We start from the raw sequence: 24,918 nt of genomic DNA on the forward strand, positions 1-24,918 counted from the left end.
ATGTCCGCACAACCGCAGTACGCCGTGCCCCATCCGACCAATCCAATCCCAGCGCGCATGAAAGGCCTCAATCGCGCCGAGATCTGCGACGTCAATTTCACCGAGTTCGTCAAGCAATGGAGTGGGCACGCGCAGGCGAGGCCTGCACCCGGCGAGGCGATCCTCGACGGCAGCGCGCTCGACGCGCGCGGCTTCCGTGAACTGTTCGAATCGCAGTTGGTCAGCCGTCACCTCGACCTGATGGCGCGCGTGCTGCGCGTGCAGAACAAGGTCTTCTACACGATCGGCTCCAGCGGCCACGAAGGCAATGCCATGGTCGCGCGCCTGACGCGCCATACCGATCCGGCGTTCCTGCATTACCGCAGCGGCGGCTTCATGGCCGAGCGCTTCCGCAAGCTGCCTGGACTTGATCCGGTGATGGATTCGGCACTGAGCTTCGCCGCCAGCAAGGACGACCCGGCCTCCGGCGGCCGCCACAAGGTCTGGGGCAGCAAGCCGTTGTGGGTACTGCCGCAGACCTCGACGATCGCCTCGCACCTGCCCAAGGCGCTGGGCACCGCGATCGCGATCGAGACCGGCAAGCGTCTTGGCCATGCGTTGCCGATCCCGGACGACAGCATCACGATCTGTTCGTTCGGCGACGCTTCCAGCAACCACGCCACCGCGCAGACCGCGTTCAATGCCGCGGCCTGGACGGCGTATCAGAAGCTGCCGGCGCCGGCGCTGTTCGTGTGCGAGGACAACGGCATCGGCATCTCGGTGAAGACCCCGAACGGCTGGGTGGCGCGCAACTTCGCCCAGCGCCCGGACCTCGATTATTTCTACGCCGACGGCCTCGACCTGGCCAACGGCTACGGTGACGTCCAGCGCGCGGTCGAGCATTGCCGCCGTACGCGCCGGCCGACCTTCCTGCACCTGCGCACCACCCGCATCATGGGTCATGCCGGTACCGACTTCGAGATCGAGTGGCGTTCGATCGAGGAGCTGTGCGCGGTCGAGGCGACCGACCCGCTGCTGCGCTCGGCTGCGATCGCGCTCGAGTCGGGCCTGATGACGAAGGACGAAGTGCTGGCACTGTACGAGGCCACGCGGAAGCAGTGCTTCGCCGCGGCCGAGGAAGCTGACCGTCGGCCCAAGCTCGATCAGCTCGAGGAAGTGATCGCGCCGCTGGCACCGTACACCGCGAAAGCCGTGCAGCAGGAGGCCCAGCGCGCCGACTATGCCCAGCGCCGCCTGGAGGTGTTCGGCGGCGAGGCCAAGCTGCCCGAGAACCAGCCGCCGCGGCATCTGGCGATCCAGATCAATAACGCGCTGCACGACACCTTCGCCAAGTATCCGGAAACGCTGCTGTTCGGCGAGGACGTGGCGCAGAAGGGCGGCGTCTACACCGTCACCAAGGGCCTGCAGAAAGCGTTCGGCCCGCGCCGCGTGTTCAACACGCTGCTCGACGAGACCATGATCCTGGGCATGGCGCAGGGCTTTGCCAATGTCGGCCTGCTGCCGATCCCCGAAATCCAGTACCTGGCGTATTTCCACAACGCCTGTGACCAGATCCGCGGCGAGGCGGCCTCGCTGCAGTTCTTCAGCAACAACCAGTACGCCAACCCGATGGTGGTGCGCATCGCCGGCCTCGGGTATCAGCGTGGCTTCGGCGGGCACTTCCACAACGACAACTCGATCACCGCGCTGCGCGACATCCCAGGGCTCGTGGTCGGTTGCCCGTCGCGCGGCGATGACGCGGCGACCATGCTGCGCACGCTGACCGCGCTGGCCAAGGTCGACGGCCGCGTCAGCGTGTTCCTTGAGCCGATCGCGCTGTACATGACCAAGGATCTGTACGAGCCCGGTGACGGCGGTTGGCTGACCAGCTATCCGAAGCCCGACGAGGCGATGGCGCTGGGCGAAGGCCGCGTCTACGGTGAAGGCAATGACGACCTGGTGATCTTCACCTACGGCAATGGCGTGCCAATGAGTCTACGTGCCGCGCGTGCGATCGAAGCCAGGCACGGCTGGAAGGCGCGCGTGATCGACCTGCGCTGGCTGGTGCCGCTCAACGAGAACTACATCCGCGAGCAGGCCAAACGCGCCAAGCGCATCCTGATCGTCGACGAAGGCCGCCACAGTGCTGGCGTGGGCGAGGGCGTCCTGACCGCGATCGCCGAGGGCGGCTTTGGCGCGCGACCGTTCCAGCGCGTGGTCGGTGTCGATACCTACACGCCGCTGGCGGGCGCCGCGTTCCTGGTGATTCCGGGCGAGGACGACATCGTCGCCGCGGCCGACGTGCTGGCGCAGGGCTGAGGCCAGGCTATGTGCGGCTTGGCCGGTCTGTTACGTCCTGCACCCGACACGGACGAGGAACGGCTGACTGCGCTGGTGCGCGCGATGGGCGACGCGCTTGTCCATCGCGGCCCCGACGACAGTGGCGTATGGGCTGATGCCCAGGCCGGTGTCGCGCTCGCGCACCGGCGCCTGAGCATCCTCGACCTGTCACCACTTGGCCATCAGCCGATGGCCTCGGCCGATCATCGCTATGTCGTGGCCTATAACGGCGAGATCTACAACTTCGCCGAGTTGCGCGAGGTGCTGGTCGCGCGCGGCCACGGGTTTCGCGGTCATTCCGACACCGAAGTGCTGCTCGCCGCAGTGGTGGAGTGGGGAGTCGAGGCCGCGATCACCCGCTGCAACGGCATGTTCGCAATCGCGTTGTGGGACCGCCAGGAGCGCTGCCTGTGGCTGGCGCGCGATCGGGTCGGCAAGAAACCGCTGTACTACGGCTGGGCCGGCGACACCTTCGTGTTCGGTTCCGAGCTCAAGGCGCTGTGGCAGCACCCCGATTTCGACAACGCGGTCAGCCGCGACGCGCTGGCGTTGCTGCTGCGCCTGGATTACATTCCGGCGCCGCATGCGATCCACGTCGATACCTTCAAGCTGATGCCGGGTTCGCTGTTGCGTATCGATGCGGTGGCGGTGGCAAGCGGTGCGGCGGCGCATGCGCCCGAGCGCGACCAGCATCGATACTGGCAGCCGCGCGAACGCATGGCGGCGGCGATCGCCCAGCCTTTCGGCGGCGATGTGCTGGAAGCCGAGAATCGGCTGGACGAACTGCTGCGTGAAGCGGTGGCGTTGCGCATGGTCGCCGACGTGCCGGTCGGGGTGTTCCTGTCCGGCGGCACCGACTCCTCGATCGTCACCGCGCTGATGCAGGCGCAAAGCCGGCACCCGGTGCGCACCTTCACGATCGGTTTCGAGCGCTCGCACCACGACGAGGCCCACCTGGCGCGGGAAGTCGCTGAGCACCTGCACACCGGGCACACCGAGCTGTACGTCAGCGGCAGCGATGCACTGGCGGTGGTGCCGACGTTACCGGCGATGTTCGACGAGCCGTTTGCGGATGCTTCGCAGGTGCCGACCGCGCTGGTGGCCAAGCTCGCCCGCAGCGCGGTCACGGTGGCGCTGTCGGGCGATGGCGGTGACGAGCTGTTCTTCGGCTACAAGCGCTACGAGCGCGCGCTGCGCAACTGGCGCTGGCAGCAACGCGTGCCGTCGCTGCTGCGACGGGCGTTGGCTCGCAGCGCGCAGCAGCACGGTGAGGCCTCGCGCGCGGGCGGTTTCGCGGCGTTGGCGGCGGAGATGGGCGCGCGCGGCATCGGCGATGTCTACCGCCAGCGCATCGCACGCTGGCGCGACCCGCAGGCCGCGGTGCCGGGCGCCACGTTGCCCATCACTTTGTACGATCAGCCCGATCCGCTGCGCGGCGCCGGCACGCCGGCTGACGCGATGATGCTGGCCGATTTCAGCGTGTACCTGCCCGAGGACCTGTTGTGCAAGGTCGACCGCACCAGCATGGCGGTCAGCCTGGAGGCGCGCGCGCCGTTGCTGGACTGGCAGGTGGCCGAATTCACCTGGTCGCTGCCGCTGGACTTCAAGCGCCATCCATCCGGCAACAAGTACCTGCTCAAGCAGGTGTTGCGGCGTTACCTGCCTGACAGCATGGTCGATCGCGGCAAGCGCGGTTTCGGCGCGCCGGTCAGTGAGTGGCTGCGCGGCGACCTGCGCGAGTGGGCCGCGTCATTGCTCGAGCCGCAGCGTCTGCGTAACGAAGGTTATTTCGATGCCGATTTGGTGCACGGCCTGTGGCAGCAGTTCCTCGGCGGCGAGCGCAAGTGGCACACGCACCTGTGGAACGTGCTGATGTTCCAGGCCTGGCACGAGCATTGGCGTGAGCAGCGCCGCGCCTTGTGCGCGGCCAACACCTAGCGCGCCAGTCCATCCAGCAGGGGTCGCTCACGCAGCGGCTGGCTTTCCACGCTGAGCGGCTGGGCTGCGCGCTCGAACGGCAGCACCGCCAGCGCGAGATGCCGGCCGGTGTGGTCGGCCGTGGCGACCAGCTTGCCCAAGGCCGTCGACTCGCCGCGCACTTCTGCGCCGTCCGCCAAGGCCGCATCGGCTTCGAACAACGCCAATCCGCGCTTGGCCTGTCCGAGGAAGTGCGTGCGCGCGACGATCTCCTGGCCCGGGTAGCAGCCCTTCTTGACGCTGAAGGCGTGCAGGCGCTCAAGCGACAACTGCTGCGGCGTCCAGTGCTCGGCTTGCGAAGGCGCAAGGCGGGGCAGGCCGTGCTCGAGGTCGAAGGCGGCCCAGCGCGATCGTGCGTCGTCATCGCTCGCGACCGCAGCGGCGAGGGCGATGCGCAGGGTGCGTGCGCCGCCGGTCGCGCCGAGATCGAGCTCGATGCCGCTACTTTCGTCGCCGGCAAACGTGTCGCCCGACGCCGAGGCCGGCGCCGCGAACCGGCCCTGCACCAGCAGGTCGTCGCGTACGTCGATCGTCACCTTGGCGCGGAACACGAAACGCTGCAGCGCCGCGGAAAACGCGACCGGGTCGGCATCGGGTAGGACCAGCCACAGCGCGTCATCGGCCAGTTTCAGCAAAGCGAACAGGGCCAGCACACGCCCTTTCGGCGTCAGCCAGCCACTCCAGTGCCACTGTCCGGGTGCCAGCCCGGTGACGTCGTTCATGAACTGTGCCTGCGCAAAAGCCGCGGCATCACGCCCGGTCAGGGCGATCACGCGATGATCACCCAGGGCGAAAGCAGGGGCGGTGGAGGTTTGCGGGTTGTCAGGCATGAAGGCGGGACTTAAGATTTAACGCTGTGATGATAGGCCAAACCACTCCGGTCACCGCGCCCGAGGCGCCCGAAGCACCGGTTCCCACGCCGGTTGCCGACGACGCCCATGCGAAAGAGTTCGGGGGCCGCGAAGGCCCCGAACCGACCCGCTACGGCGACTGGGAAAAGAACGGCCGCTGCATCGATTTCTGACGCGTCACTTCACCGTTCCATTCCGTAGATTTTTTGTCCCGCCACGCGGCCACGCCGCCCAGCCGAGAGACAGCGCACGCTCATGGCGAACCGCGAACGACCTCTTTCACCCCATCTGCAGGTGTATGCCTGGCAGATCCAGATGGTGACCTCGATCCTGCACCGGGCCACCGGTGTCGTCCTTGTCCTGGGCAGCCTGCTGGTCCTGTGCGGCTTCCTGTCGCTGGCGGCCGGTCCCGAGTCATGGGCGAAGTTCAGTGGCTTCACCCGTTCGGGCTTCGGCTTCCTGATCCTGTTCGGCTGGAGTTGGGCACTGGCCTACCACCTGATCAACGGCATTCGCCATCTGGTCCAGGACGCGGGCTACGCCTACAAGGTCGAGACTTTCGTCCGCAACGGCTGGATCAGCGTCGTCGGCAGCCTCGTGCTGACCGCCGCGATCTGGCTGGTCGCCATGCTGCAGCGGGGTGCTGCATGAGCGCCAACGACAAGCTGCGCAACCCGCTCAAGACCGCGCGCGGTCTGGGCTCGGCGAAAGACGGCACGCATCACTTCATCGTCCAGCGCATCACCGCGATCGCGCTGGTGTTCCTGTCGATCTACGTGCTGTGGCTGATCGTGTCGCTGGTCGGCGCCGATTACGCGACGGTCCGCGCCAAGGTCGCCAACCCGTGCCACGCGGTGCTGCTGATCGCGTTCCTGGTCTCGATGTTCTGGCATGCCCAGCTCGGCATCCAGGTGATCATCGAGGACTATGTCCATACCCCCGGGCTCGCGGTGGCTTCGCAGCTCGCGGTCCGTTTTGTTTGCGTCCTCGCTGCACTCGCTAGCGTGCTCGCCGTACTCCGCATCGCGCTCGGGAGCTGATCGATGGCTGCTTATAAGAACACCGCTTACAAGATCACGGAACACCAGTTCGACATGATCGTGGTCGGCGCTGGCGGTGCCGGCCTGCGCGCCACCTTCGGCCTGGCCCAGAAGGGGCTCAAGACCGCCTGCATCACCAAGGTGTTCCCGACCCGCTCGCACACCGTGGCCGCGCAGGGCGGCATCTCGGCCGCGCTGGCCAACATGGGCGAGGACGACTGGCGCTACCACTTCTTCGATACCGTCAAGGGCTCGGACTGGCTGGGCGACCAGGACGCGATCGAGTACATGTGCAAGGAAGCGATCCCGGCGATCATCGAGCTCGAGCACCAGGGCGTGCCGTTCTCGCGCACCGCCGAGGGCAAGATCTACCAGCGCCCGTTCGGCGGCATGACCACCAAGTACGGCGAAGGCCCGCCGGCGCAGCGTACTTGCGCCGCCGCCGACCGCACCGGCCACGCCATCCTGCACACGCTGTACCAGCAATCGCTGGCGCACGACGCGCAGTTCTTCATCGAGTACTTCGCGCTCGACCTGATCATGGACGCCGATGGCGCCTGCCGTGGCGTGCTCGCGCTCGACATGGCCGAGGGCACGCTGCACCTGTTCCGCGCCCAGGGTACGGTGCTGGCGACCGGCGGCTACGGTCGCGCCTACTTCTCCGCGACCTCGGCGCACACCTGCACCGGCGACGGCGGCGGCATGGCGCTGCGCGCCGGCCTGGGCCTGCAGGACATGGAGTTCGTGCAGTTTCACCCGACCGGCATCTACGGCGCCGGCTGCCTGATCACCGAAGGCGTGCGAGGCGAGGGCGGCATCCTGCGCAACAGCAACGGCGAGCGCTTCATGGAGCGCTACGCGCCGAGCGTGAAGGACCTGGCGCCGCGCGACATGGTCAGCCGTTCGATGACGATCGAGATCCGCGAAGGTCGCGGCGTCGGCGAGCACAAGGACCACATCCTGCTCGACCTGACCCACCTCGGCCCGGAAGTGATCCACGAGAAGCTGCCGGGCATCGCCGAGTCGGCGCGTATCTTCGCCAACGTCGACGTCGAGAAGCAGCCGATCCCGGTGATCCCGACCGTGCACTACAACATGGGCGGCATCCCGACCAACTACCACGGCGAAGTGGTGCAGCTGAAGAACGGCAACCCCGATGCCGTGGTGCCGGGCCTGTACGCGATCGGCGAAGCCGCCTGCGTGTCGGTGCATGGCGCCAACCGTCTGGGTTCCAACTCGCTGCTCGACCTGGTCGTGTTCGGCCGCGCCGTGGCCAATCGCTGCGCCGAGACGATCAAGCCCAACGGCAATCCCGGCAAGATCGCTTCCGATGCCTGCGATCAGGCCCTGTCGCGCCTGGACAAGCTGCGCAATGCCAGCGGCGGCACCCCGACCGCGGTCATCCGCGACAAGATGCAGCGCACGATGCAGGCCGACGCGGCCGTGTTCCGTACCGGCGAGACCCTGGCCGATGGCGTGCGCAAAATCCGCGAGATCAACGCCTCGTTCGCCGACGTCAAGGTGTCCGACAAATCACTGGTCTGGAACTCGGACCTGATCGAGACCTACGAACTGTCGAACCTGCTGGGCCAGGCGCTGGCCACGATCGTTTCGGCCGAGAACCGCACCGAGTCGCGCGGCGCGCATGCGCGTGAGGACTTCCCGGATCGTGACGACACCCATTGGCACAAGCACACGCTGTGCTGGGTCGACGACACGGGTGAAACCCGCATCGACTACCGTCCGGTGCACATGTACACGCTGACCGATGACGTCGCCGTGGTCCCGCCGAAGAAGCGCGTCTACTGATCCGGAGCGAGCACTGTGGCTGAATTCAACCTCCCGAAGAACTCGCAGATCCAGAAGGGCCGTCACTGGCCGACGGCTGGCGCCAAGCAGCCGCGTACCTTCAAGGTCTACCGCTGGAACCCCGACGACGGCATGAACCCGCGCGTGGACACCTACGAGGTGGACATGGCGAGCTGCGGTCCGATGGTTCTGGACGCGCTGATCAAGATCAAGAACGAGATCGATCCGACGCTGACCTTCCGTCGTTCCTGCCGCGAGGGCATCTGCGGTTCGTGCGCGATGAACATCGACGGCACCAACACGCTGGCCTGCACCAAGGCGATCGAAGATTGCGAGAAGGCCGAAGTTCCGGTCTACCCGCTGCCGCACATGGCGGTGGTCAAGGACCTGGTGCCGGACCTGACCCATTTCTATGCCCAGTACGCCTCGATCAAGCCGTGGCTGCGCACGCAGAGCCCGGCGCCGTCGGACCGCGAACGCCTGCAGTCGCCGGAAGACCGCAAGAAGCTCGACGGCCTGTACGAGTGCATCCTGTGCGCATGCTGCTCAACCAGCTGCCCGAGCTACTGGTGGAACGGCGACCGCTACCTCGGCCCGGCCGTGCTGCTGCAGGCCTACCGCTGGATCGTCGACTCGCGCGACGAGGACACCGGTGCGCGCCTGGACGACCTGGAAGATCCGTTCAAGTTGTACCGCTGCCACACCATCATGAACTGTGCGCGGACCTGTCCGAAGGGACTGAACCCGGCGCAGGCGATCGGCGAGATCAAGAAGCTGATGCTGGCGCGGCGTGTCTGATCGTTGAGTTGACGCATGGAACCCAAAGGGCGCGCGTAATGCGCGCCCTTTTTTCTGGCAGGACAGCGCATCACTTCCGAGGGTGGACGATGGACGAACGCGCGATCTTTCTCCCGGCGCTGGCGATGGTGGCGCTGACGTTTGTGGTCTGGTGGCGCATGTACTTCATGCGCATCGGGCAGATGAAGCGCGAGCGCATCCACCCGCAGGCGGTCGCGACCTCGGCGCAGGCCACTGCCAAGCTCACCGACAGCCGCGCCGCCGACAATTTCCGCAACCTGTTCGAATTGCCGGTGCTGTTCTACCTGGCGCTGGTCGTGGCTGCGCAAGCGGAGCTCGTCAGCACGACGGTTCTGTGCCTGGCCTGGTTGTTCGTGGCGTTGCGTGTGCTGCACAGCGCGATCCAGTGCACCTACAACAAGGTCATGCACCGCTTCTATGCCTATCTGGCCGGTGGCGTTGTGCTGTGGGGGCTCTGGGGTGTCCTGGCGGTCGGGTTGCTGCGCGCATGAGCGAAGCCGACGAAATTGAGTTGCGCCGCCTGCGCTGGCGTTGCCGGCGCGGCATGCGCGAGCTGGACCAGTTGTTCGGGCGCTACCTCGACCGCGAATGGCGGCAGGCGTCCGAAGCGCAGCGCGGCGTTTTCCTACGCTTGCTGGACACCGAGGACGATAAGCTCTGGCACTGGTTCATGGGGTACGAGACCGCGACCGATGCCGAACTCGACCAGCTCGTCCAGCACATCCGCACCCTACCGCCCGCCGACTGAAGCATTCGGGGGCAGGCTTGAGTGGCGACCGTCGCGCCTGTTGGGCGCGGTGTTGCTGATGCTGGGCGTGCTGGCAGCGATTTCCTTGATCGCATGCGAATTGCCCGTGGTCGCTTCGATCCCGCTGGCCCTGTTGGCGCTGACCTATGGTGTCTGGCTGTATCGCCGTGAGCTGCGACAGGCCCCGCAGGTACTGGTCATCGCCGGTTCGGCGACGGCGACCCTGGACGGCGAAGCCATCACCGAGCTGCGCCTGCACTGGCGTGGGCAATTGGCGTTCCTGCGCTTTCGTGAGCGCGAAGGACGGTTGCGGCACCTGTCCTGGTGGCCCGATACGCTCGACACCCACGCGCGCCGTGAACTGCGGCTGGCCGTTCCGGTCGAAGCACAAGCGCGGCCCCCGCGTTCGATGGCACCATAAGCCCATATGTTCAAACCCATCCCTGTTGCCATCGGCCTGCGCTACCTGCGCGCCAAACGCCGCAATGGCTTTATCTCCTTCATCTCCCTGGCCTCGATTGCCGGCATCGCCCTGGGCGTGACCGCGCTGATCACCACGCTGGCGGTGATGAGCGGCTTCCAGCGCGAGATCCGCGACCGCATGTTGCAGATGGCCGCGCACGCCACCGTCAGCGCCTACGGCGAGCCGCTGGGCGACTGGCAACAAGCGGTGGCCAAAGCGACCGCCGACCCCCGCGTTGCCGGAGCGGCACCCTATGTCGAGAAAGAGGCGCTGCTGTCGGGCGCACGCAACCAGCCGGCAATCGTACGCGGCGTGTTGCCGACGCACGAGCGCAAGGTCTCGGTGCTGGCTGACAAGATGGTGCTGGGCAAGCTCGACTCGCTCAGCCCCGGCAGTTTCAACATCGTGCTCGGCAAGGAGTTGGCGCTGTGGCTCGGCGTTGGCGTCGGCGACAGCGTGGTGATGACCACCTCGGATTTCCGCAGTACCCCGCTGGGCGCGGTACCCCAACTCAAGCGCTTCACCGTCAGCGGCCTCTTCGAAGCCGGTTATAACGAGTTCGACCGTGGCATGGCGTTCGTCAACCTGAGCGACATGCAGCGCGTGCTGCGCATGGGTGAGGGCGTCACCGGCGTGCGTCTGAGGTTGCACGACATGGACCAGTCGTGGGAGGTGGCGCGTGATCTCGCCGTCAAGCTCGGGGGGCTGCGCATCAGCGACTGGACCAGCGAGAACGCCAACATGTTCCGTGCGCTGAAGATGGAAAAGACCATCATGGCGATCCTGCTGTCGCTGATCATCGCGATGGGCGCGTTCAATCTGGTCAGCTCGCAGGTGATGCTGGTCACCGACAAGCAGGCCGACATCGCGATCCTGCGCACGCTGGGCTTGACCCCACGCGGGGTGATGCAGGTGTTCGTGGTGCAGGGCACGCTGATCGGCGTGATCGGCACCGTACTTGGCGTGATCGGCGGCGTCGTGCTGACGCTGAACCTGGAGCACATCCTCAAGGCGATCGAAGCCGTGCTGGGCGTGCAGCTGTTGCCGGAGGACGTCTACTACATCACCGGCCTGCCGACCGACCTGCAGGGCAGCGACGTCGCCATCATCGCTGCCGTCGCGCTGGCGATGGCGTTCCTGGCCACCATCTATCCTGCCTGGCGCGCTGCGCGCACGGCCCCGGCGGAGGCGCTGCGTTATGAGTGATGCCGTCATGAAGGATGCGGCCGTGAGCGGGCAGGCCATCAACGAAACCGTGCTGAGCTGCGAGCACCTGGCGATGACCTATGCCGAGGGCTCGCTGCACACACCGGTATTCCACGACCTCGACCTGGCCGTGGCCAAGGGCGAGACGGTGGCGATCCTCGGTGCGTCCGGCGCCGGCAAGAGCACACTGCTGCACCTGCTCGGCGGCCTCGACACGCCGACCGCAGGCGAGGTGTTTGTTGCCGGGCAGAAAATGAGTGGGCTGTCCGATGCCGCACGCGGCGCGCTGCGCAACCGTGCGCTTGGTTTCGTCTACCAGTTCCATCACCTGCTACCAGAGTTCACCGCGTTGGAGAACGTGATGCTGCCAGTGCTGCTGTCCGGTGCTAGCGTCGGTGCGGCCGCGTCGCAGGCGAGGACGCTGCTCGAATCGGTCGGGCTCGGTCATCGTCTCGAGCACAAACCCGGCGAGCTGTCCGGCGGCGAGCGCCAACGCGCTGCCGTGGCGCGCGCGCTGGTCAACAAACCGGCCTGCGTGCTCGGTGACGAGCCGACCGGCAATCTCGACGAGAAGACTGCCGCGACCGTGTTCGACCTGATGCTCGCGCTCAACCACGAGCAGCACACCAGCCTGGTGCTGGTCACCCACGACCGCCGCCTCGCGCGCCGCCTCGACCGCGTGCTGGAGCTGCACGACGGCAAACTGCGGCAGCTCAGGCCCGACGAGGTGTAGTGCATGCGTGATGCGGCAAGGACGCCGCCGTTTGGAATCATCACCGCGGCTGCGCTGCTGGCCGGTGTCGTCGCCTGCCTGTGGTTGCCGCGCCTGCTGCCGTGGCCGCTGTCGCTGCTCCTGCTGCTGGCCGGACTGGCCTGGTGGTGGTGGGGGCCGCGCTGGCGCGGGTGTGGGCCCGTGCTGCTCGGTTTCGGCCTGGCGGGATTGCATGCGGCCCATGCCTTGTCGCTGCAGTTGCCGCCGTCGTGGGAGAAGCGCGAAGTCGTGCTCAGCGGCCGCATCGTCGACCTGCCCGAACACGAAATCCGACGCACGCGCTTCCTGTTCCGCGTCGACCGTGACCGCGCGCAGCCGGCATTGCTGCGCGGGCGCGACCTGCGCCTGGCCTGGTACGACGACGATCCGGCGTCGCGTAACGCGCTGAAGGCCGGGCAGCATTGGCGCCTGGCGGTGCGGCTGCGGGCGCCGCGCGGGCTGCGCAATCCCGGCGGCTTCGACGCCGAGAAATACGCACTGGCGCAGCGGATCACCGCCACCGGTTACGTGCGTGATCCCGCGCGAGCCCGCTTGCTGGCCGCAGCCACCGGGCTGGAGGCATGGCGCGAGGGCATGTCGGCACGGATCGCCGCATCGGTACCGGCTCCGTCGTCGCGCTTCGTGCGTGCGCTGGCGTTGGGTGACACCCGCGCGCTTGACGATGCCGACTGGAACATCCTGCGTGCAGACGGGTTGACCCACCTGATCGCTATTTCCGGCTTCCATGTCGGCCTGGTCGCCGGCTTCTTCGCGCTGGTGATGCGTGGCCTGTGGTGGTTGTGGCCGCCTCTGGCGCGTCGTTGCCCGGCCCAGATCGCTGCGGCCGTGGCGGGGGTGGTCGGCGCGGCGCTGTATACGGCGGTGGCCGGGTTCGCGCTGCCGACGGTGCGCACTTTGCTGATGATCGCGGTGATCGCCGCGGTGCGGGTATTCCGGCGCCCGCTGCAGGCATTCGAGGCATTGGCGCTGGCTGCCATGGCGGTGCTGTTGGTAGACCCGCTGGCGGTGCTCGGTGCAGGTTTCTGGCTGAGCTTCCTCGGCGTGGCCTGGCTGCTGTGGTGCCTGCCGCATGGCGGGCAGCGGCTGCTGCGTGAGGCTGCCAGGGATTTCCTCTCGGCGCAGGCGGTGGCAACGCTGGGGTTGCTGCCGCTGTGCGTGATCCTGTTCGGCCAGGCCTCGCTGGCAGGACCGTTCGCCAATGTGCTGGCGGTGCCGTGGTGGAGCCTGGTGGTGGTGCCGTTGTCGCTGGTCGGCGTGGCACTGGAGGCCGTGCAGAGCGGCGCCGGGGCATGGGCCTGGCGTGCCGCGGCGTGGTGCTTCGACCTGAGTTGGCCGTTGTTCGAGCGTCTTGCCGCCAGTGGCCTGGCGTTGTGGTGGCTGCCAGAGCCGCGCTGGGGCGGCGCGTTGCTGGCCCTGGTGCTGGCGCTGCTTGGGGCGTTCTGGTTGTTGCTGCCGCGCGGCGTGCCTGGCAAGCCGCTGGCGCTGCTGTTGTGGTTGCCGTTGCTGTGGCCCGACCGCGACCTGCCGCGACCGGGCGAGGCTGAGCTGGTGGTGGTCGATGTCGGCCAGGGGCTGTCGGTGCTGGTGCGCACCGCCAGACATGCCGTGCTGTACGACATGGGGCCGGCGGTGCGTGATGGCTTCGACGCCGGCGAGCGTGCGGTGGTGCCGGCCTTGCACGCACTGGGCGTGCGTCGGCTCGACCGCGTCGTTGTCAGTCACGGCGACAACGATCATGCCGGCGGACTGGACGCGGTGCGCCGCGTATTTCCGGTAGCGGAGGCCTTCGCACCGGAAGGTGCCGAGGTGGCCGGCGCCCGCCCGTGCGTGGCCGGCAACGGCTGGGAATGGGAGGGCGTGCGCTTCCGCTTCCTGCACCCGCCGCCGTATTTTCCGTACCTGGGCAACGAGGCCAGCTGTGTGCTGCGCGTCGAAACCCGGCACGGCGCGGCCCTGCTGACCGGCGACATCGGCGAGGTGATCGAGCGAGACCTGCTGCACCGCGATGCCGCGGCCTTGCGCGCCGACGTGGTGTTGGTCGCGCACCACGGCAGTGCCGGCTCGTCCGACCCGGACTTCGTCACCGCCACCGGTGCACGCCACGCGCTGGTCTCCTCCGGCCATGGCAACCGCTTCGGTCACCCCAAGCCGCAGGTCGTCGCACGCTGGCAGGATGCGGGCGCTGCGGTCCTCGATACCGCCCAGGGCGGGGCGCTGCGGGTACGGCTGCAGGCCGGCGGCACCACCGTGGAAACGCGACGCCAGGCACAGCCACGGCTCTGGGACGCCGCGCAGCGGGCCACGGCGGGGAGCACGGCTGGGCTATCCTATCGACCGGATTAACACGGCCACAGGCCGGAGGTCGCGAGTGCTGGAACTGGTCAAGGCCGGCGGTTGGCCGATGATTCCGCTGTTGATGCTGTCGGCGCTGGCGCTGGCGATCATCGTCGAGCGGCTGTGGACGTTGCGGCGCCCGGCCGTGCTGCCGGCCAGCCTCGGCAAGGAAGTGCGGGCCTGGGCCGGCAGCGGCAAGCTCGACCCGGCCCATATCGAGTCGCTGCGCAAGACCTCGCCGCTGGGCGAGCTGCTCGCTGCCGCGCTGGACGTGCGCAACCGGCCGCGCGACCAGATCCGCGAGCGCATCGAGGACGTCGGCCGCCACCTGGTCCACAAGATGGAGCGCTACCTCAACACGCTCGGCTCGATCGCCGCTGCCGGCCCGCTGCTCGGCCTGTTCGGCACCGTGGTCGGCATGATCCAGATGTTCCTCGGCATCCTCGACCACGGCATCGGCGACGTGAACCAGCTTGCCGGCGGCATCGGCAAGGCGCTGGTCTGCACCGCGGCCGGCATGATCGTGGCGATCCCGGCGCTGGTCGCGCACCGCTGGTTCCGCGGCCGCATCGCCGAGTACATCGTGGCGATGGAGCACGAGGCCATCGCGCTGATGGACACGCTCGAGCCGCGTCCGGTCAGCGCCGTGCGCACGCAGAACGCGGCCTGAGGCCCGTCCACGATGCGTATCCGTGACCACCGCGCCTTCGACGAGCCGGAAATCAACCTGGTTCCGCTGATCGACGTGATCCTGGTGCTGATCATCTTCTTCGTGGTCACCGCCACCTTCGAAGCGCGCTCGGTGCTCAAGCTCGAACTGCCGCGCGCCACCGGCGAGCAGGGCGACACGAGCAAGGCGCTGAGCGTGCTGGTAAATGCCGACGGCCGTTATTTCGTCGACGATCGCGAAGTGCTGCGTGACGACGTCGAGTCGCTCAAGACCACGCTGGCGGAAGTCGCAGGCAGCGACCGCGAGCGGCCGGTGCTGCTGCGCGCCGACGCGCGCACGCCGCACCAGGCCGTGGTCACCGCCTACGACGCGCTCGGCCAGCTCGGCTTTCGCCGGGTGATGGTGGCCACGGCGCCCGAGCCTGGCGCGGCAGGGGCCGCACGGTGACCGGAACCGTCCCGCCGTTCCAGACCTACCGCCGCCTGCTCGGTTTCGCCCGGCCGTACCGGCCGCTGCTGAGCGTGGCGCTGGCCGGCATGCTGATCGAGGCGGCGGCGGGCGCGGCTTTCACCAAGCTGATGGAGCCGGTGGTCAACGAGACCTTCATCGCCAAGAACGCCGAACTGAGCGTGCTGTTGCCGCTGGCGATCATCGGCCTGTTCTTCGTGCGCGGCATCGCCGGCTACGTCACCGACATGAGCATGGGCAAGTCGGCGCGCAGCATCGCCCGCGACCTGCGCGTGCAGGTGCTCGGCAAGTACCTGCGCCTGCCCGGGCTGCGCTTCGACAGCGAACCGGTGCCGTCGATGCTGGTGCGGTTGGGCTCCGACAGCGACCAGGTCGCGCAGGGCGCCGTCGACGCGATGAAGGTCATGCTGCAGCAGTCCTTCCAGATCATCGGTGCGCTGGTGGTGATGCTGTGGACCAGCTGGCAGGTGACCGTGGCGATCCTGCTGCTGGGTCCGCCGCTGGCCTGGATGATGGACAAGGTCGGCCGCCGTTACCGGTCGATCAGCCACCGCATCCAGGAGAGCGCGGCGCAGCTGTGGCAGTCGGCCGACCAGGCGCTGTCGAACCAGCAGGAGGTCAAGGTCTACGGCGCGCAGACGGTCGAGCTCGACCGCTACGCCGGGCTCGCCAACAACAACCTGCGCCTGGCGATGAAGGTCGAGTCGACCCGCGGCATCTCCTCGGCGGTGGTGCAACTCATGGGCTCGGTCGGGCTGGCGTTGCTGCTGTTCTTCGCCGGGCGCGAGGCCATGGCCGGACGGCTCAACGCCGGCGGCTTCGTCGCGCTGATGATGGCGATGATGGCGATGATCCCGTCGCTCAAGCAGCTCACCAACGTGCAGGGCATGTTGCAGCGCGGTGTCGCCTCGGCTGAGCGGCTGTTCGACGTGCTCGATGCGCCGGACGAGCTCGACTCGGGCACCCGTCGATTGGAGCGCGCGCAAGGCGTGCTCGAATTCCGTGGCGTCACCGCACGCTACCCGGGCCAGGCGCAGCCGGCGCTGGCCGACATCAGCTTCGTCGCCAAACCGGGCACGGTGACCGCGATCGTCGGCCGCTCGGGCAGCGGCAAGTCGACGCTGATCAAGCTGATCCCGCGTTTCTACGACATCGAGGCCGGCAGCATCCTGCTCGACGGCCATCCTCTGCAGGAGTACCGGCTGGCCGACCTGCGTCGCCAGATCGCCCTGGTCGGGCAGCAGGTGATGCTGTTCGACGGCACGGTCGCGGCGAATGTCGCCTACGGCGAATTGCAGGACGCCGCCCCGGAAGGCCTGGAGCAGGCGGTGCACGGTGCCAACGCGATGGAGTTCGTCGAGCGCCTGCCGGACGGGTTGCAGACGCCGATCGGCAGCAAGGGCGGGCGCCTGTCCGGCGGCCAGCGCCAGCGTCTGGCGATCGCGCGCGCGATGCTCAAGGACGCACCGATCCTGATCCTCGACGAGGCCACCGCCGCGCTCGACACCGAATCCGAACGGCTGGTCCAGGACGCGCTCAACCGGCTGATGCCGGACCGCACGACGCTGGTGATCGCGCACCGCCTGTCGACGATCGAACACGCCGACCAGGTGCTGGTGCTCGACCACGGCCGCATCGTCGAGCGCGGCAACCATGCCGAATTGCTGGCGCACGACGGCCTGTACGCGCACCTGCACCGCATGCAATTCCGCGAGGCCGAATGAGCCGGCGCGGATCACACCTTCCCGAATACTGGTACGGCGATGCGCCCGTACCGATGACCGCCCGCCTGCTGTCCGCGCTGTACGGCGCGCTGACCGGGCTGCGCCGCAGCCTGTATGCCAAGGGCTGGTTGCGCCGCCGCCACCCGGGCGTGCCGGTGGTCGTGGTCGGCAACATCACCGCCGGCGGCGCCGGCAAGACGCCGATGACGATCGCCCTGGTCGAGCGCCTGCGCGAGCAGGGCTGGACCCCTGGCGTGGCCAGCCGCGGCTACGGCCGCGACGAGGCCAAGCAGGCGCTGTGGGTGGAGGCCGACACCGATCCGTCCCGGGCCGGCGATGAGCCGGTGCTGATCGCGCACCGCACCGGTGCCAAGGTCCGGGTCGACCGCGACCGCGTCGCGGCGGCGAAGGCGCTGGCCGCAGCCGGCTGCGACATCGTGATCTGCGACGACGGCCTGCAGCATTACCGGCTTGCGCGCGATCTCGAGATCGAGGTCGTCGACGGCCGCCGCCGCTACGGCAACGGCCAGCTGCTGCCGGCCGGCCCATTGCGCGAGCTGCCCGAGCGCGCAGCGTCGTGCGATTTCCGTGTGGTCAATATCGCCAACGCCAACGGAGGCGATACCGGTTTCGGCGAATGGCCGATGCGGTTGATCGCCGACCAGGCGCTGCCGCTGCTGGGCGGCCGGCCACGGCGGCTGAACGCCTTCTCGGGCCAGCGTGTGCACGCGGTCGCCGGCATCGGTGATCCCGAGCGATTCTTCGCGATGCTGCGCGGCTTCGGCATCGCCGTGGTGCCACACGCGTTCGCCGACCACCATCGCTACAGCGCCGAGGATTTCGAGTTCGGCAGCCGCGAGCTGCCGGTGCTGATGACCGAGAAGGACGCGGTGAAGTGCATGGCCCTCGCCAACGACCGCCACTACAGCGTGCCGGTCCGCGCCGAACTGCCGGAAGCGTTCTGGGTGGCGTTGCTTGATCGCTTGTCCGGGCTGCGCAGAGCGCACCGGAATGGAAACGACACATGAGCCTGGCCCGAGATTTCGTCGTCGCCATTCCCGCGCGCTACGCCGCCACGCGCTTGCCCGGCAAGCCATTGCAACTGCTCGCAGGCGAGCCGCTGGTGTTGCACGTGGCACGGCGAGCGCTGGCTGCCGGTGCCCGCGAGGTCTGGGTCGCCGCCGACGATGAGCGCATCGCCGCGGCCCTCGACGGTTGCGGCGTGCGCGTGGCAATGACTTCGACCGGGCACGCCTCGGGCACGGATCGCCTCGCCGAATGCGCGCGCATCGCCGGTTGGTGCGATGACACCGTCGTCGTCAACCTGCAGGGCGACGAGCCGTTCGCGCCCGCGGCGGGCATCCGTGCCGTGGCCGAACTGATGCATGCCGGCAACACCGAAATGGCGACGCTGGCCGCGCCGATCGATGAGGTCGAGACCCTGCTCGATCCGAACGCGGTGAAGCTGGTGCGCGCCGACAGCGGTCAGGCCCTGTACTTCAGCCGCGCGCCGATTCCGTGGCCGCGCGACGCCTTTGCGCAGGATCGAAGCCGCATGCCGACGCAGGGCGAGTGGCTGCGCCATATCGGCATCTACGGCTACCGCGCTGGCTTCCTGCAGCGCTTTGCGGCCTTGCCGCCAGGACGCCTGGAGCAGATCGAATCGCTGGAGCAGCTGCGCGTGCTTGAGGCTGGGTTCCGCATCGCGGTCGGCATCACCCCGGAGCCGTTCCCGCCCGGGGTGGACACGCCGGAAGACCTGGCCCGTGCCGAAGCCCGCATTGCGGCCGATCGTGGCTGAGCCGAGCCTGGGCAAACCCATCCGCCTGCTGGTGGTCTGCCTCGGCAACATCTGCCGCTCGCCGATGGCCGAGGGCGTGCTGCGCGCGCGCATCGCCGCTTCGACGCTGGCGGGGGAGGTCGAGCTCGACTCGGCCGGCACCGGCGACTGGCACGTCGGCCAACCGCCGGACCGGCGCGCGATCGTCAAGGCCGCCGAGCACGGCGTCGACATCACCGGCCTGCGCGCGCGCCAACTCGATGCCACCGATTACCAGCGCTTCGACTGGTTGCTGTGCGCCGATCGCGCCAACCTGCGCGACGTGCGCGCGCGCATGCCGCAGGGCGCGCATGCCAGGGCGGCGCTGCTGTTGGACTGGGCGGCGGGCGGGGGCGAGGAAGAGATCCCGGATCCGTACACAGGCGGATCGGAACAGTTCGAGCATGTGTTCCAGCTGCTCGATCATGCTGCCGAGGGCGTGATCGCCCGGCTGCGCCAGGAGCTGGCGGAGCGCGCGCGGTAAACCAGCGCCACCTCGGCACGCAGCCCTTTCTCCAGGCTTGCCTGATCGTCCCTCGCCACCCTTGCAGTGACGCATAATCGACCCAATCCATGGGCCGATGCTTGTGATCGCAATACCTGCCGCCTGTTCGTTGTCCGCCACGCCCGTTGAGGCCATCCCGGGCGATCGTGCTTTCTGCAGGATCGACCGTTGATGGGCGCGCTCAAAACGCCGGCTTTCGACGGCAAGACTTTCGTCAAGAACCTCAGCACCGCTCCCGGCGTGTACCGGATGATCGCGGCCGACGACAGCGCGCTCTACGTCGGCAAGGCCGGCGTGCTCAAGAACCGCGTCTCCAGCTACTTCAACGCCACGCCCAAGTCGGCGCGGATCATGACCATGCTGGCGCAGACCGCACGCATGGAGGTCACGGTCACGCGCACCGAGGCCGAGGCGCTGATCCTCGAAAACCAGCTGATCAAGTCGCTCAAGCCGCGCTACAACGTGCTGCTGCGCGACGACAAGAGCTATCCCTACGTGCTGATGACGCAGGAGGCGTGGCCGCGCATCGCCATGCACCGCGGCGCGCGCGCGATCCCAGGGCGTTACTTCGGGCCCTATGCCAGCGTCGGCGCGGTGCGCGACACCCTCAACCTGATGCACAAGCTGTTCAAGCTGCGCAGCTGCGAGGACAGCGTGTTCCGCAACCGCTCGCGGCCGTGCCTGCAGCACCAGATCGGCCGCTGCAGCGCGCCCTGCGTCGGCCTGGTGCCGGCCCGTGACTACGCCGAGAGCGTGCGTCGCGCCGGACTGTTCCTCGAAGGGCGCAGCGACGAGCTCAGCGACGAGCTGCTCAAGACGATGGAGGCGGCGAGCGTGCGGCTCGATTTCGAGGAGGCCGCGCGCCTGCGCGATCTGGTCGCCTCGATCCGCAGCCTGCAGGCGCGCCAGTACGTCGACGGTCGTGCCGCCGACCTGGACGTGCTCGCCATCGCCATGCAGGGCGTCGCTGCCTGCGTGCTGCTGTTGGCGTTCCGTGACGGCCGCAACCTCGGCACGCGCGCGTTCTTCCCGAAGACCAACGGCAGCGACAGCCCCGAGGAAGTGCTCGCCGCGTTCGTCTCGCAGTACTACGGCGAGCAGACGCCGCCGGGCGAGATCGTGCTCGATCGCGACATCCCCGACCGCGAACTGCTCGAACAGGCCCTGGCCAGTGCCGGCGAGCGTCGTGTGCAGATCAAGACCAGCGTGCGCGGCGAGCGCGCCGGCTACCTCGATCTGGCTCGCCGCAACGCCGAGTTGGCCCTGGCCAGCGAACGCACCAGCCACGCTGCCCAGCACGCGCGCGCCGAAGCGCTGAGCGAATTGTTGGGATTGGCGGCACTGCCAGCGCGCATCGAGTGCTTCGACATCAGCCACACCATGGGCGAGGCGACGGTGGCCTCGTGCGTGGTGTTCGATGCCGAAGGCCCGGTGCGCGGCCAGTACCGGCGTTACAACATCAGTGGCATCGAGCCGGGCGATGACTACGCGGCGATGCACCAGGCGATCGACCGCCGCTTCCGGCGCGCGGTGGAGGAGGGCGGGGTGATGCCCGACGTGTTGTTGATCGATGGCGGCCTCGGCCAGGTCGCGCAGGCGCGGGCGGCGCTCGACGACCTCGGGGTCGAGGGCGTGGTCCTGGTCGGCGTGGCCAAGGGGCCGGCGCGGCGGCCCGGCGACGAGGAACTGCTGCTGCCCGATGGCCGCACCGTGCGTCCCGGCGCGGAATCGCCGGCACTGCAACTGGTCCAGCAGGTGCGCGACGAGGCGCATCGCTTCGCGATCACCGGCCACCGTGGTCGCCGGCAGAAGGCGCGTAACAGCAGCCGGCTGGAGGACATCCCCGGTATCGGCCCACGCCGCCGCGCCAACCTGTTGCGGCATTTTGGCGGCCTTGGAGGGCTCAAGGCCGCGGGGATCGAGGAAATCGCGCGGGTCGAGGGCGTCAATGCCGCCCTGGCCGAACGCATCTATGCGACCCTGCACGGACTGGACACGCCTGACAAAGACAGCCCAGACACGATTGGCCCGACCAGCGGCGCGCGGAGTGAAGGATGAAGTTGACGGTACCGACCATGCTGACCCTGCTGCGGATCGTGATGATCCCGGTGCTGGTATTGGTGTTCTACCTGCCGTTCAAATGGACCAACGTGGCCGCGGCCGTGATCTTCGCGTTCGCCTCGATCACCGACTGGCTCGATGGCTGGATCGCGCGCCGCTACGACCAGTTCTCGGCATTCGGTGCGTTCCTCGATCCGGTTGCCGACAAACTGATGGTCGCGGTCGCGCTGCTGTTGACCGTGCAGAAGCACCCGACCGTGTGGATGGCGTTGTGGGCAGCGGTGATCATCGGCCGCGAAATCGCCGTGTCGGCGCTGCGCGAGTGGATGGCCGAGCTCGGCCAGCGCGCCAAGGTCAAGGTTGCGACGATCGGCAAGATCAAGACCATCGTGCAGATGGTGGCCCTGGTGTGCCTGCTGTATCAGGAGCGCCTGCTGGGCCTGCCGATCTTCGTGATCGGTGAATGGCTGCTGGCTGCGGCGGCGCTGCTGACACTGTGGTCCGGTCTGGCGTACCTGCGCGCGGCGTGGCCAGTCTTGCGCGAAGACGCCCGTTCATAGAAAATACGCACATCGCGAACGGTACAGTGTTCGACGGTCGATCGGGCAGGTGGCAACGCACGATCGGGATGGCGGAGAGTCCGGCGACGGGTTTCTCCGGAAACGAAAAAAAGTTGACACTTTTCGTTTCATGCCTAAAATGTCGCTTCCTCTGCGGGAATAGCTCAGTTGGTAGAGCACGACCTTGCCAAGGTCGGGGTCGCGAGTTCGAGTCTCGTTTCCCGCTCCATATTCGAAGGTGCCTTTCGCAAGAATCGCACCTTCAGACAAGGCCCCGCACGCGGGGCCTTGTTGTTTCCGACCTGGATGCATCGGCCCGGATGTGCGGATGCTCTGGATATGGAAGAATCCGCAACAGCGGATACAAGTCACCGGCCTGGTGGCAGAGTGGTTATGCAGCGGCCTGCAAAGCCGCGTACGCCGGTTCAATTCCGACCCAGGCCTCCAGTTGTACGAAAGCCCGATCGAATGATCGGGCTTTTTGTTTCTGGCAGGTCGCACGCGAAGGCCTCCGTCATTGCGCCTGCTCGCGTAAGCTGTTCGCACGCGATGCTTCTTGCGCGTGCCTCCTGCCCGGATGGCGGAATTGGTAGACGCATCGGACTTAAAATCCGCTGGCCGCAAGGTCGTGCCGGTTCGACTCCGGCTCCGGGCACCAGGTTTTCAGCTTTTTGTCTTCAACGTTGTAGCCGTCGCCGTGGTCGGTTCGGTTCTGCTTGAGCGTGGTGGCTGCACGCTGTCGAGAAACGCCTGCAGCAGCGCGCTGCGGTAGCGGCGCCGGTGCAACACCAGGCTCAACGGCCGCTTCAAGGACAGGAAGGGCGTGCGCAGCACCGCCAGTCGGCCGGCGACATGGGCGTCGGCAACGGCGACAGCCGGCAGCATCGCCAGCCCGAGTCCGGCGATGACGGCCTGCTTGATCGCCTCGCTCTGGTCCAGCTCCAGCACCGTTTCTCCTGCCGGCAAGGCGGCCAGGGCCCGCTCGGTCTGCGACCGGGTGGCCGAGCCGGTTTCGCGAAGAATCCAGCGCGCACCGGCAAAATCCTCGCGTTGCAGCCGACGCCGCTGGGCGAGCGGGTGGGTAGTTGGCGCGCAGATGCGCAGCTCGTCCTCGCGCCAGGGCAGCAGTTCCAGGTCCGGGTGCGCGGCCGGGCCCTCAATGCAGCCCAGGTCGACGCTGTAGTCGAGCACGCTCGCGACGATCGCGGCGCTGTTGTCGACATGCAGCTTCAGTGCAACCTGCGGGTGCGCGTTGACGAAACCGCCGAGCAGGTCGCCGACCAGGTAGTTGCCGACCGTGTTGCTGGCGCCGAGGCGCAATTCGCCGCTGAGCAGCTCGCTGGGCGCCGCGAGCTGGTTGCCCAGTTCGCGCATGCGCTCCAGTACTTCCCGTGCGAGCGGCAGGGTGCGGCGTCCGTTCGCATTGAGGTGCAGGCGGCGTTGGCTGCGGTCGAAGAGTGGGGCGCCGAGCAGGCGCTCGAGCTCGGCCAGGGCCATGCTCGCTGCGGGCTGGCTCAGGTGCAGTTGCTCGGAGGCCGCGCGCACACTGCCCCCGGACGCGATGGCGACGAACACCTCCAGCTGGCGGGGGCTGATCCCAATCATCAGCTTTCCTTATGAAGTGGCTCAATATTTTAAACTGTACTGAATTTGTGGCGACCGCGACCATGCGCCATGTCGATCGCCCAGCCCATTGCTTCGTCCCGCTCCTGGCCGCCGCTGCCAGGCTTGTTGCTCGCGCTGGCCATGGGGTTGCTGGCCCTGGGGCTGGCGCAGTTGCCATTGCTGCAGCGTTGGCAGTTGAGCGCGCTGACCGTGGCGATCGTGCTGGGCATGCTGCTCGGCAACCTCGGCGATGGCCGCCTGTCACCAAAACTCGCTCCCGGCATCGGGCTGGCGCAACGGCAGCTGTTGCGTGCCGGCGTGGTCCTGTACGGGTTGCGGCTGAGCTTCCAGGACGTCGCCGCGATCGGCGTGTCCGGACTGCTGATCGACCTGGTCATCGTCGCGTCGACCCTGGGCCTGGGCACCTGGATCGGCCGGCGCTGGTTCGGCCTCGATCGCGACACGGCGCTGCTGACCGCGGCCGGCAGCGCGATCTGTGGCGCGGCGGCGGTGCTCGCGGTCGAGCGCGTGATCCGGCCCGATGCCAGCAAGGTGGCGATCGCGGTGGCGAGCGTGGTGCTGTTTGGCACCTTGAACATCTTCCTGTACCCGCAGTTGTACCCGCACCTGGGTCTCGATGCGGCCGCGTTTGGCCTCTACACCGGCGCCACGGTGCACGAGGTCGCACAAGTGGTCGCGGTCGGCAGTGCGATCAGCCCGGAGACCGCGGACGCGGCCGTGGTGGTCAAGCTCACGCGCGTGCTGATGCTGGTGCCGGTGCTGTTCCTGCTCGGCTGGCGCGAAACGCGCAACGGCGGCGCGCGTGCGATGGTGGTGCCGTGGTTCGCGATCGGCTTCCTCGGTGTGGTCGCGCTCAATTCGGTGCTGGCCGTGCCGTCGGCGTTGAAGTCGGCGTTGTTGACCCTGGACACGCTGTTGCTGGCCACGGCGATGGCCGCGCTCGGCCTGGAGACGCGTCTGGCGCGACTGCGTGCGCTCGGCCCGCGCCCGCTGTTGCTGGCTGCGGTGCTGTTCCTGTGGCTGAGCATCGGTGGCTACGTGCTGGTGCGGCTGCTCGGTTGAGTTCGGCAGCCGCCGTTGCTGGCCATAGAATGGTGCGGTGAGGGCGCCCGCCGTGGGCGGCTGGACCAAGGCGGACGGGAGCGGG

The 24,918-nt window shown here is 67.9% G+C and carries 24 protein-coding genes and 3 tRNA genes; 25 read left to right on the top strand and 2 right to left on the bottom strand.

Translation table 11 applies throughout. The features are described 5' to 3' along the window. Complete coding sequence (locus ACFOLC_RS12240; protein WP_386759538.1) at positions 1 to 2,298, top strand: thiamine pyrophosphate-dependent enzyme; 2,298 nt, start codon at positions 1 to 3, stop codon at positions 2,296 to 2,298. Positions 2,299 to 2,307: 9 nt separating this feature from the next. After that, positions 2,308 to 4,257: an asparagine synthase (glutamine-hydrolyzing) gene (gene asnB / locus ACFOLC_RS12245; protein ID WP_386759539.1), complete on the top strand. Its 1,950-nt coding sequence runs from the start codon at positions 2,308 to 2,310 to the stop codon at positions 4,255 to 4,257. On the opposite strand, the gene ygfZ is transcribed toward asnB, so the two are convergent. Next, positions 4,254 to 5,126 carry a CAF17-like 4Fe-4S cluster assembly/insertion protein YgfZ gene (gene ygfZ, locus ACFOLC_RS12250; RefSeq protein WP_386759540.1) on the bottom strand — a complete coding sequence of 291 codons (873 nt, stop codon included), beginning with the start codon at positions 5,124 to 5,126 and terminating at the stop codon, positions 4,254 to 4,256. The genes asnB and ygfZ overlap by 4 nt on opposite strands. Positions 5,127 to 5,155: 29 nt before the next feature. On the opposite strand from ygfZ, the gene ACFOLC_RS12255 reads away from it, so the two are divergent. The 22 genes from ACFOLC_RS12255 to ACFOLC_RS12360 all read left to right on the top strand — a co-directional run bounded on the left by ACFOLC_RS12255 (position 5,156) and on the right by ACFOLC_RS12360 (position 22,803). Then, the gene (locus ACFOLC_RS12255; RefSeq protein ID WP_386759541.1) at positions 5,156 to 5,320 is read left to right on the top strand and encodes a DUF1674 domain-containing protein; all 165 of its coding nucleotides are present in this window, start codon (positions 5,156 to 5,158) and stop codon (positions 5,318 to 5,320) included. Between the two features lie 82 nt (positions 5,321 to 5,402). Continuing rightward, complete coding sequence (sdhC, locus tag ACFOLC_RS12260; protein WP_386759542.1) at positions 5,403 to 5,798, top strand: succinate dehydrogenase, cytochrome b556 subunit; 396 nt, start codon at positions 5,403 to 5,405, stop codon at positions 5,796 to 5,798. Next, positions 5,795 to 6,187 carry a succinate dehydrogenase, hydrophobic membrane anchor protein gene (gene sdhD, locus ACFOLC_RS12265; protein WP_386759543.1) on the top strand — a complete coding sequence of 131 codons (393 nt, stop codon included), beginning with the start codon at positions 5,795 to 5,797 and terminating at the stop codon, positions 6,185 to 6,187. Before sdhC ends, sdhD begins: the two co-directional genes overlap by 4 nt. Positions 6,188 to 6,190: 3 nt before the next feature. Continuing rightward, on the top strand, positions 6,191 to 7,996 hold the full coding sequence (sdhA, locus tag ACFOLC_RS12270) for a succinate dehydrogenase flavoprotein subunit (RefSeq protein ID WP_386759544.1): 1,806 nt from the start codon (positions 6,191 to 6,193) through the stop codon (positions 7,994 to 7,996). A gap of 15 nt (positions 7,997 to 8,011) precedes the next feature. After that, positions 8,012 to 8,794, top strand: a complete 783-nt coding sequence (locus ACFOLC_RS12275; RefSeq protein WP_386759545.1) for a succinate dehydrogenase iron-sulfur subunit — start codon at positions 8,012 to 8,014, stop codon at positions 8,792 to 8,794. Between the two features lie 89 nt (positions 8,795 to 8,883). Beyond that, positions 8,884 to 9,306 (top strand): MAPEG family protein, encoded by a 423-nt coding sequence (locus ACFOLC_RS12280; RefSeq protein WP_386759546.1) that lies wholly within the window; start codon positions 8,884 to 8,886, stop codon positions 9,304 to 9,306. After that, positions 9,303 to 9,563: an FAD assembly factor SdhE gene (locus ACFOLC_RS12285; RefSeq protein WP_386759547.1), complete on the top strand. Its 261-nt coding sequence runs from the start codon at positions 9,303 to 9,305 to the stop codon at positions 9,561 to 9,563. Before ACFOLC_RS12280 ends, ACFOLC_RS12285 begins: the two co-directional genes overlap by 4 nt. A gap of 106 nt (positions 9,564 to 9,669) precedes the next feature. Beyond that, positions 9,670 to 9,984 (top strand): hypothetical protein, encoded by a 315-nt coding sequence (locus ACFOLC_RS12290; protein WP_386759548.1) that lies wholly within the window; start codon positions 9,670 to 9,672, stop codon positions 9,982 to 9,984. A 6-nt stretch (positions 9,985 to 9,990) separates the two neighbouring features. Beyond that, the gene (locus ACFOLC_RS12295; RefSeq protein WP_386759549.1) at positions 9,991 to 11,232 is read left to right on the top strand and encodes a lipoprotein-releasing ABC transporter permease subunit; all 1,242 of its coding nucleotides are present in this window, start codon (positions 9,991 to 9,993) and stop codon (positions 11,230 to 11,232) included. 7 nt (positions 11,233 to 11,239) lie between these two features. Continuing rightward, on the top strand, positions 11,240 to 11,965 hold the full coding sequence (lolD, locus tag ACFOLC_RS12300; RefSeq protein WP_386759614.1) for a lipoprotein-releasing ABC transporter ATP-binding protein LolD: 726 nt from the start codon (positions 11,240 to 11,242) through the stop codon (positions 11,963 to 11,965). Between the two features lie 3 nt (positions 11,966 to 11,968). Further along, positions 11,969 to 14,347: a DNA internalization-related competence protein ComEC/Rec2 gene (locus ACFOLC_RS12305; protein ID WP_386759550.1), complete on the top strand. Its 2,379-nt coding sequence runs from the start codon at positions 11,969 to 11,971 to the stop codon at positions 14,345 to 14,347. 25 nt (positions 14,348 to 14,372) lie between these two features. Then, the gene (locus tag ACFOLC_RS12310; RefSeq protein ID WP_386759551.1) at positions 14,373 to 15,008 is read left to right on the top strand and encodes a MotA/TolQ/ExbB proton channel family protein; all 636 of its coding nucleotides are present in this window, start codon (positions 14,373 to 14,375) and stop codon (positions 15,006 to 15,008) included. Between the two features lie 12 nt (positions 15,009 to 15,020). Then, complete coding sequence (locus ACFOLC_RS12315; protein ID WP_386759552.1) at positions 15,021 to 15,455, top strand: ExbD/TolR family protein; 435 nt, start codon at positions 15,021 to 15,023, stop codon at positions 15,453 to 15,455. Beyond that, entirely contained in the window at positions 15,452 to 17,200 is a 1,749-nt protein-coding gene (msbA, locus tag ACFOLC_RS12320) for a lipid A export permease/ATP-binding protein MsbA (RefSeq protein ID WP_386759553.1), read from the top strand. Before ACFOLC_RS12315 ends, msbA begins: the two co-directional genes overlap by 4 nt. Then, positions 17,197 to 18,228 carry a tetraacyldisaccharide 4'-kinase gene (lpxK, locus tag ACFOLC_RS12325; RefSeq protein WP_386759554.1) on the top strand — a complete coding sequence of 344 codons (1,032 nt, stop codon included), beginning with the start codon at positions 17,197 to 17,199 and terminating at the stop codon, positions 18,226 to 18,228. The genes msbA and lpxK overlap by 4 nt, the downstream gene beginning before the upstream one ends. Further along, on the top strand, positions 18,225 to 19,001 hold the full coding sequence (gene kdsB / locus ACFOLC_RS12330; protein ID WP_386759555.1) for a 3-deoxy-manno-octulosonate cytidylyltransferase: 777 nt from the start codon (positions 18,225 to 18,227) through the stop codon (positions 18,999 to 19,001). Before lpxK ends, kdsB begins: the two co-directional genes overlap by 4 nt. Before the next feature lie 19 nt (positions 19,002 to 19,020). Beyond that, positions 19,021 to 19,503: a low molecular weight protein-tyrosine-phosphatase gene (locus ACFOLC_RS12335; protein WP_386759615.1), complete on the top strand. Its 483-nt coding sequence runs from the start codon at positions 19,021 to 19,023 to the stop codon at positions 19,501 to 19,503. Between the two features lie 192 nt (positions 19,504 to 19,695). Further along, on the top strand, positions 19,696 to 21,582 hold the full coding sequence (uvrC, locus tag ACFOLC_RS12340; protein WP_386759556.1) for an excinuclease ABC subunit UvrC: 1,887 nt from the start codon (positions 19,696 to 19,698) through the stop codon (positions 21,580 to 21,582). Continuing rightward, a complete protein-coding gene (pgsA, locus tag ACFOLC_RS12345) occupies positions 21,579 to 22,145 on the top strand; it encodes a CDP-diacylglycerol--glycerol-3-phosphate 3-phosphatidyltransferase (RefSeq protein WP_386759557.1) in 567 nt (188 codons plus the stop codon). Before uvrC ends, pgsA begins: the two co-directional genes overlap by 4 nt. Before the next feature lie 153 nt (positions 22,146 to 22,298). Then, positions 22,299 to 22,374 (top strand) — tRNA-Gly (locus ACFOLC_RS12350). A gap of 144 nt (positions 22,375 to 22,518) precedes the next feature. Further along, positions 22,519 to 22,592, top strand: a tRNA-Cys gene (locus ACFOLC_RS12355). Between the two features lie 124 nt (positions 22,593 to 22,716). After that, positions 22,717 to 22,803: transfer RNA gene (locus ACFOLC_RS12360), tRNA-Leu, on the top strand. 5 nt (positions 22,804 to 22,808) lie between these two features. Here the strand turns inward: ACFOLC_RS12360 and ACFOLC_RS12365 are convergent. Continuing rightward, a complete protein-coding gene (locus ACFOLC_RS12365; RefSeq protein WP_386759558.1) occupies positions 22,809 to 23,750 on the bottom strand; it encodes a LysR substrate-binding domain-containing protein in 942 nt (313 codons plus the stop codon). Between the two features lie 69 nt (positions 23,751 to 23,819). On the opposite strand from ACFOLC_RS12365, the gene ACFOLC_RS12370 reads away from it, so the two are divergent. Next, positions 23,820 to 24,833 (top strand): YeiH family protein, encoded by a 1,014-nt coding sequence (locus tag ACFOLC_RS12370; protein WP_386759559.1) that lies wholly within the window; start codon positions 23,820 to 23,822, stop codon positions 24,831 to 24,833. Positions 24,834 to 24,918 lie beyond the last annotated feature (85 nt).

The sequence above is a fragment of the Lysobacter cavernae genome, assembly GCF_042648505.1.
Lineage (GTDB): Bacteria > Pseudomonadota > Gammaproteobacteria > Xanthomonadales > Xanthomonadaceae > Lysobacter_L > Lysobacter_L cavernae.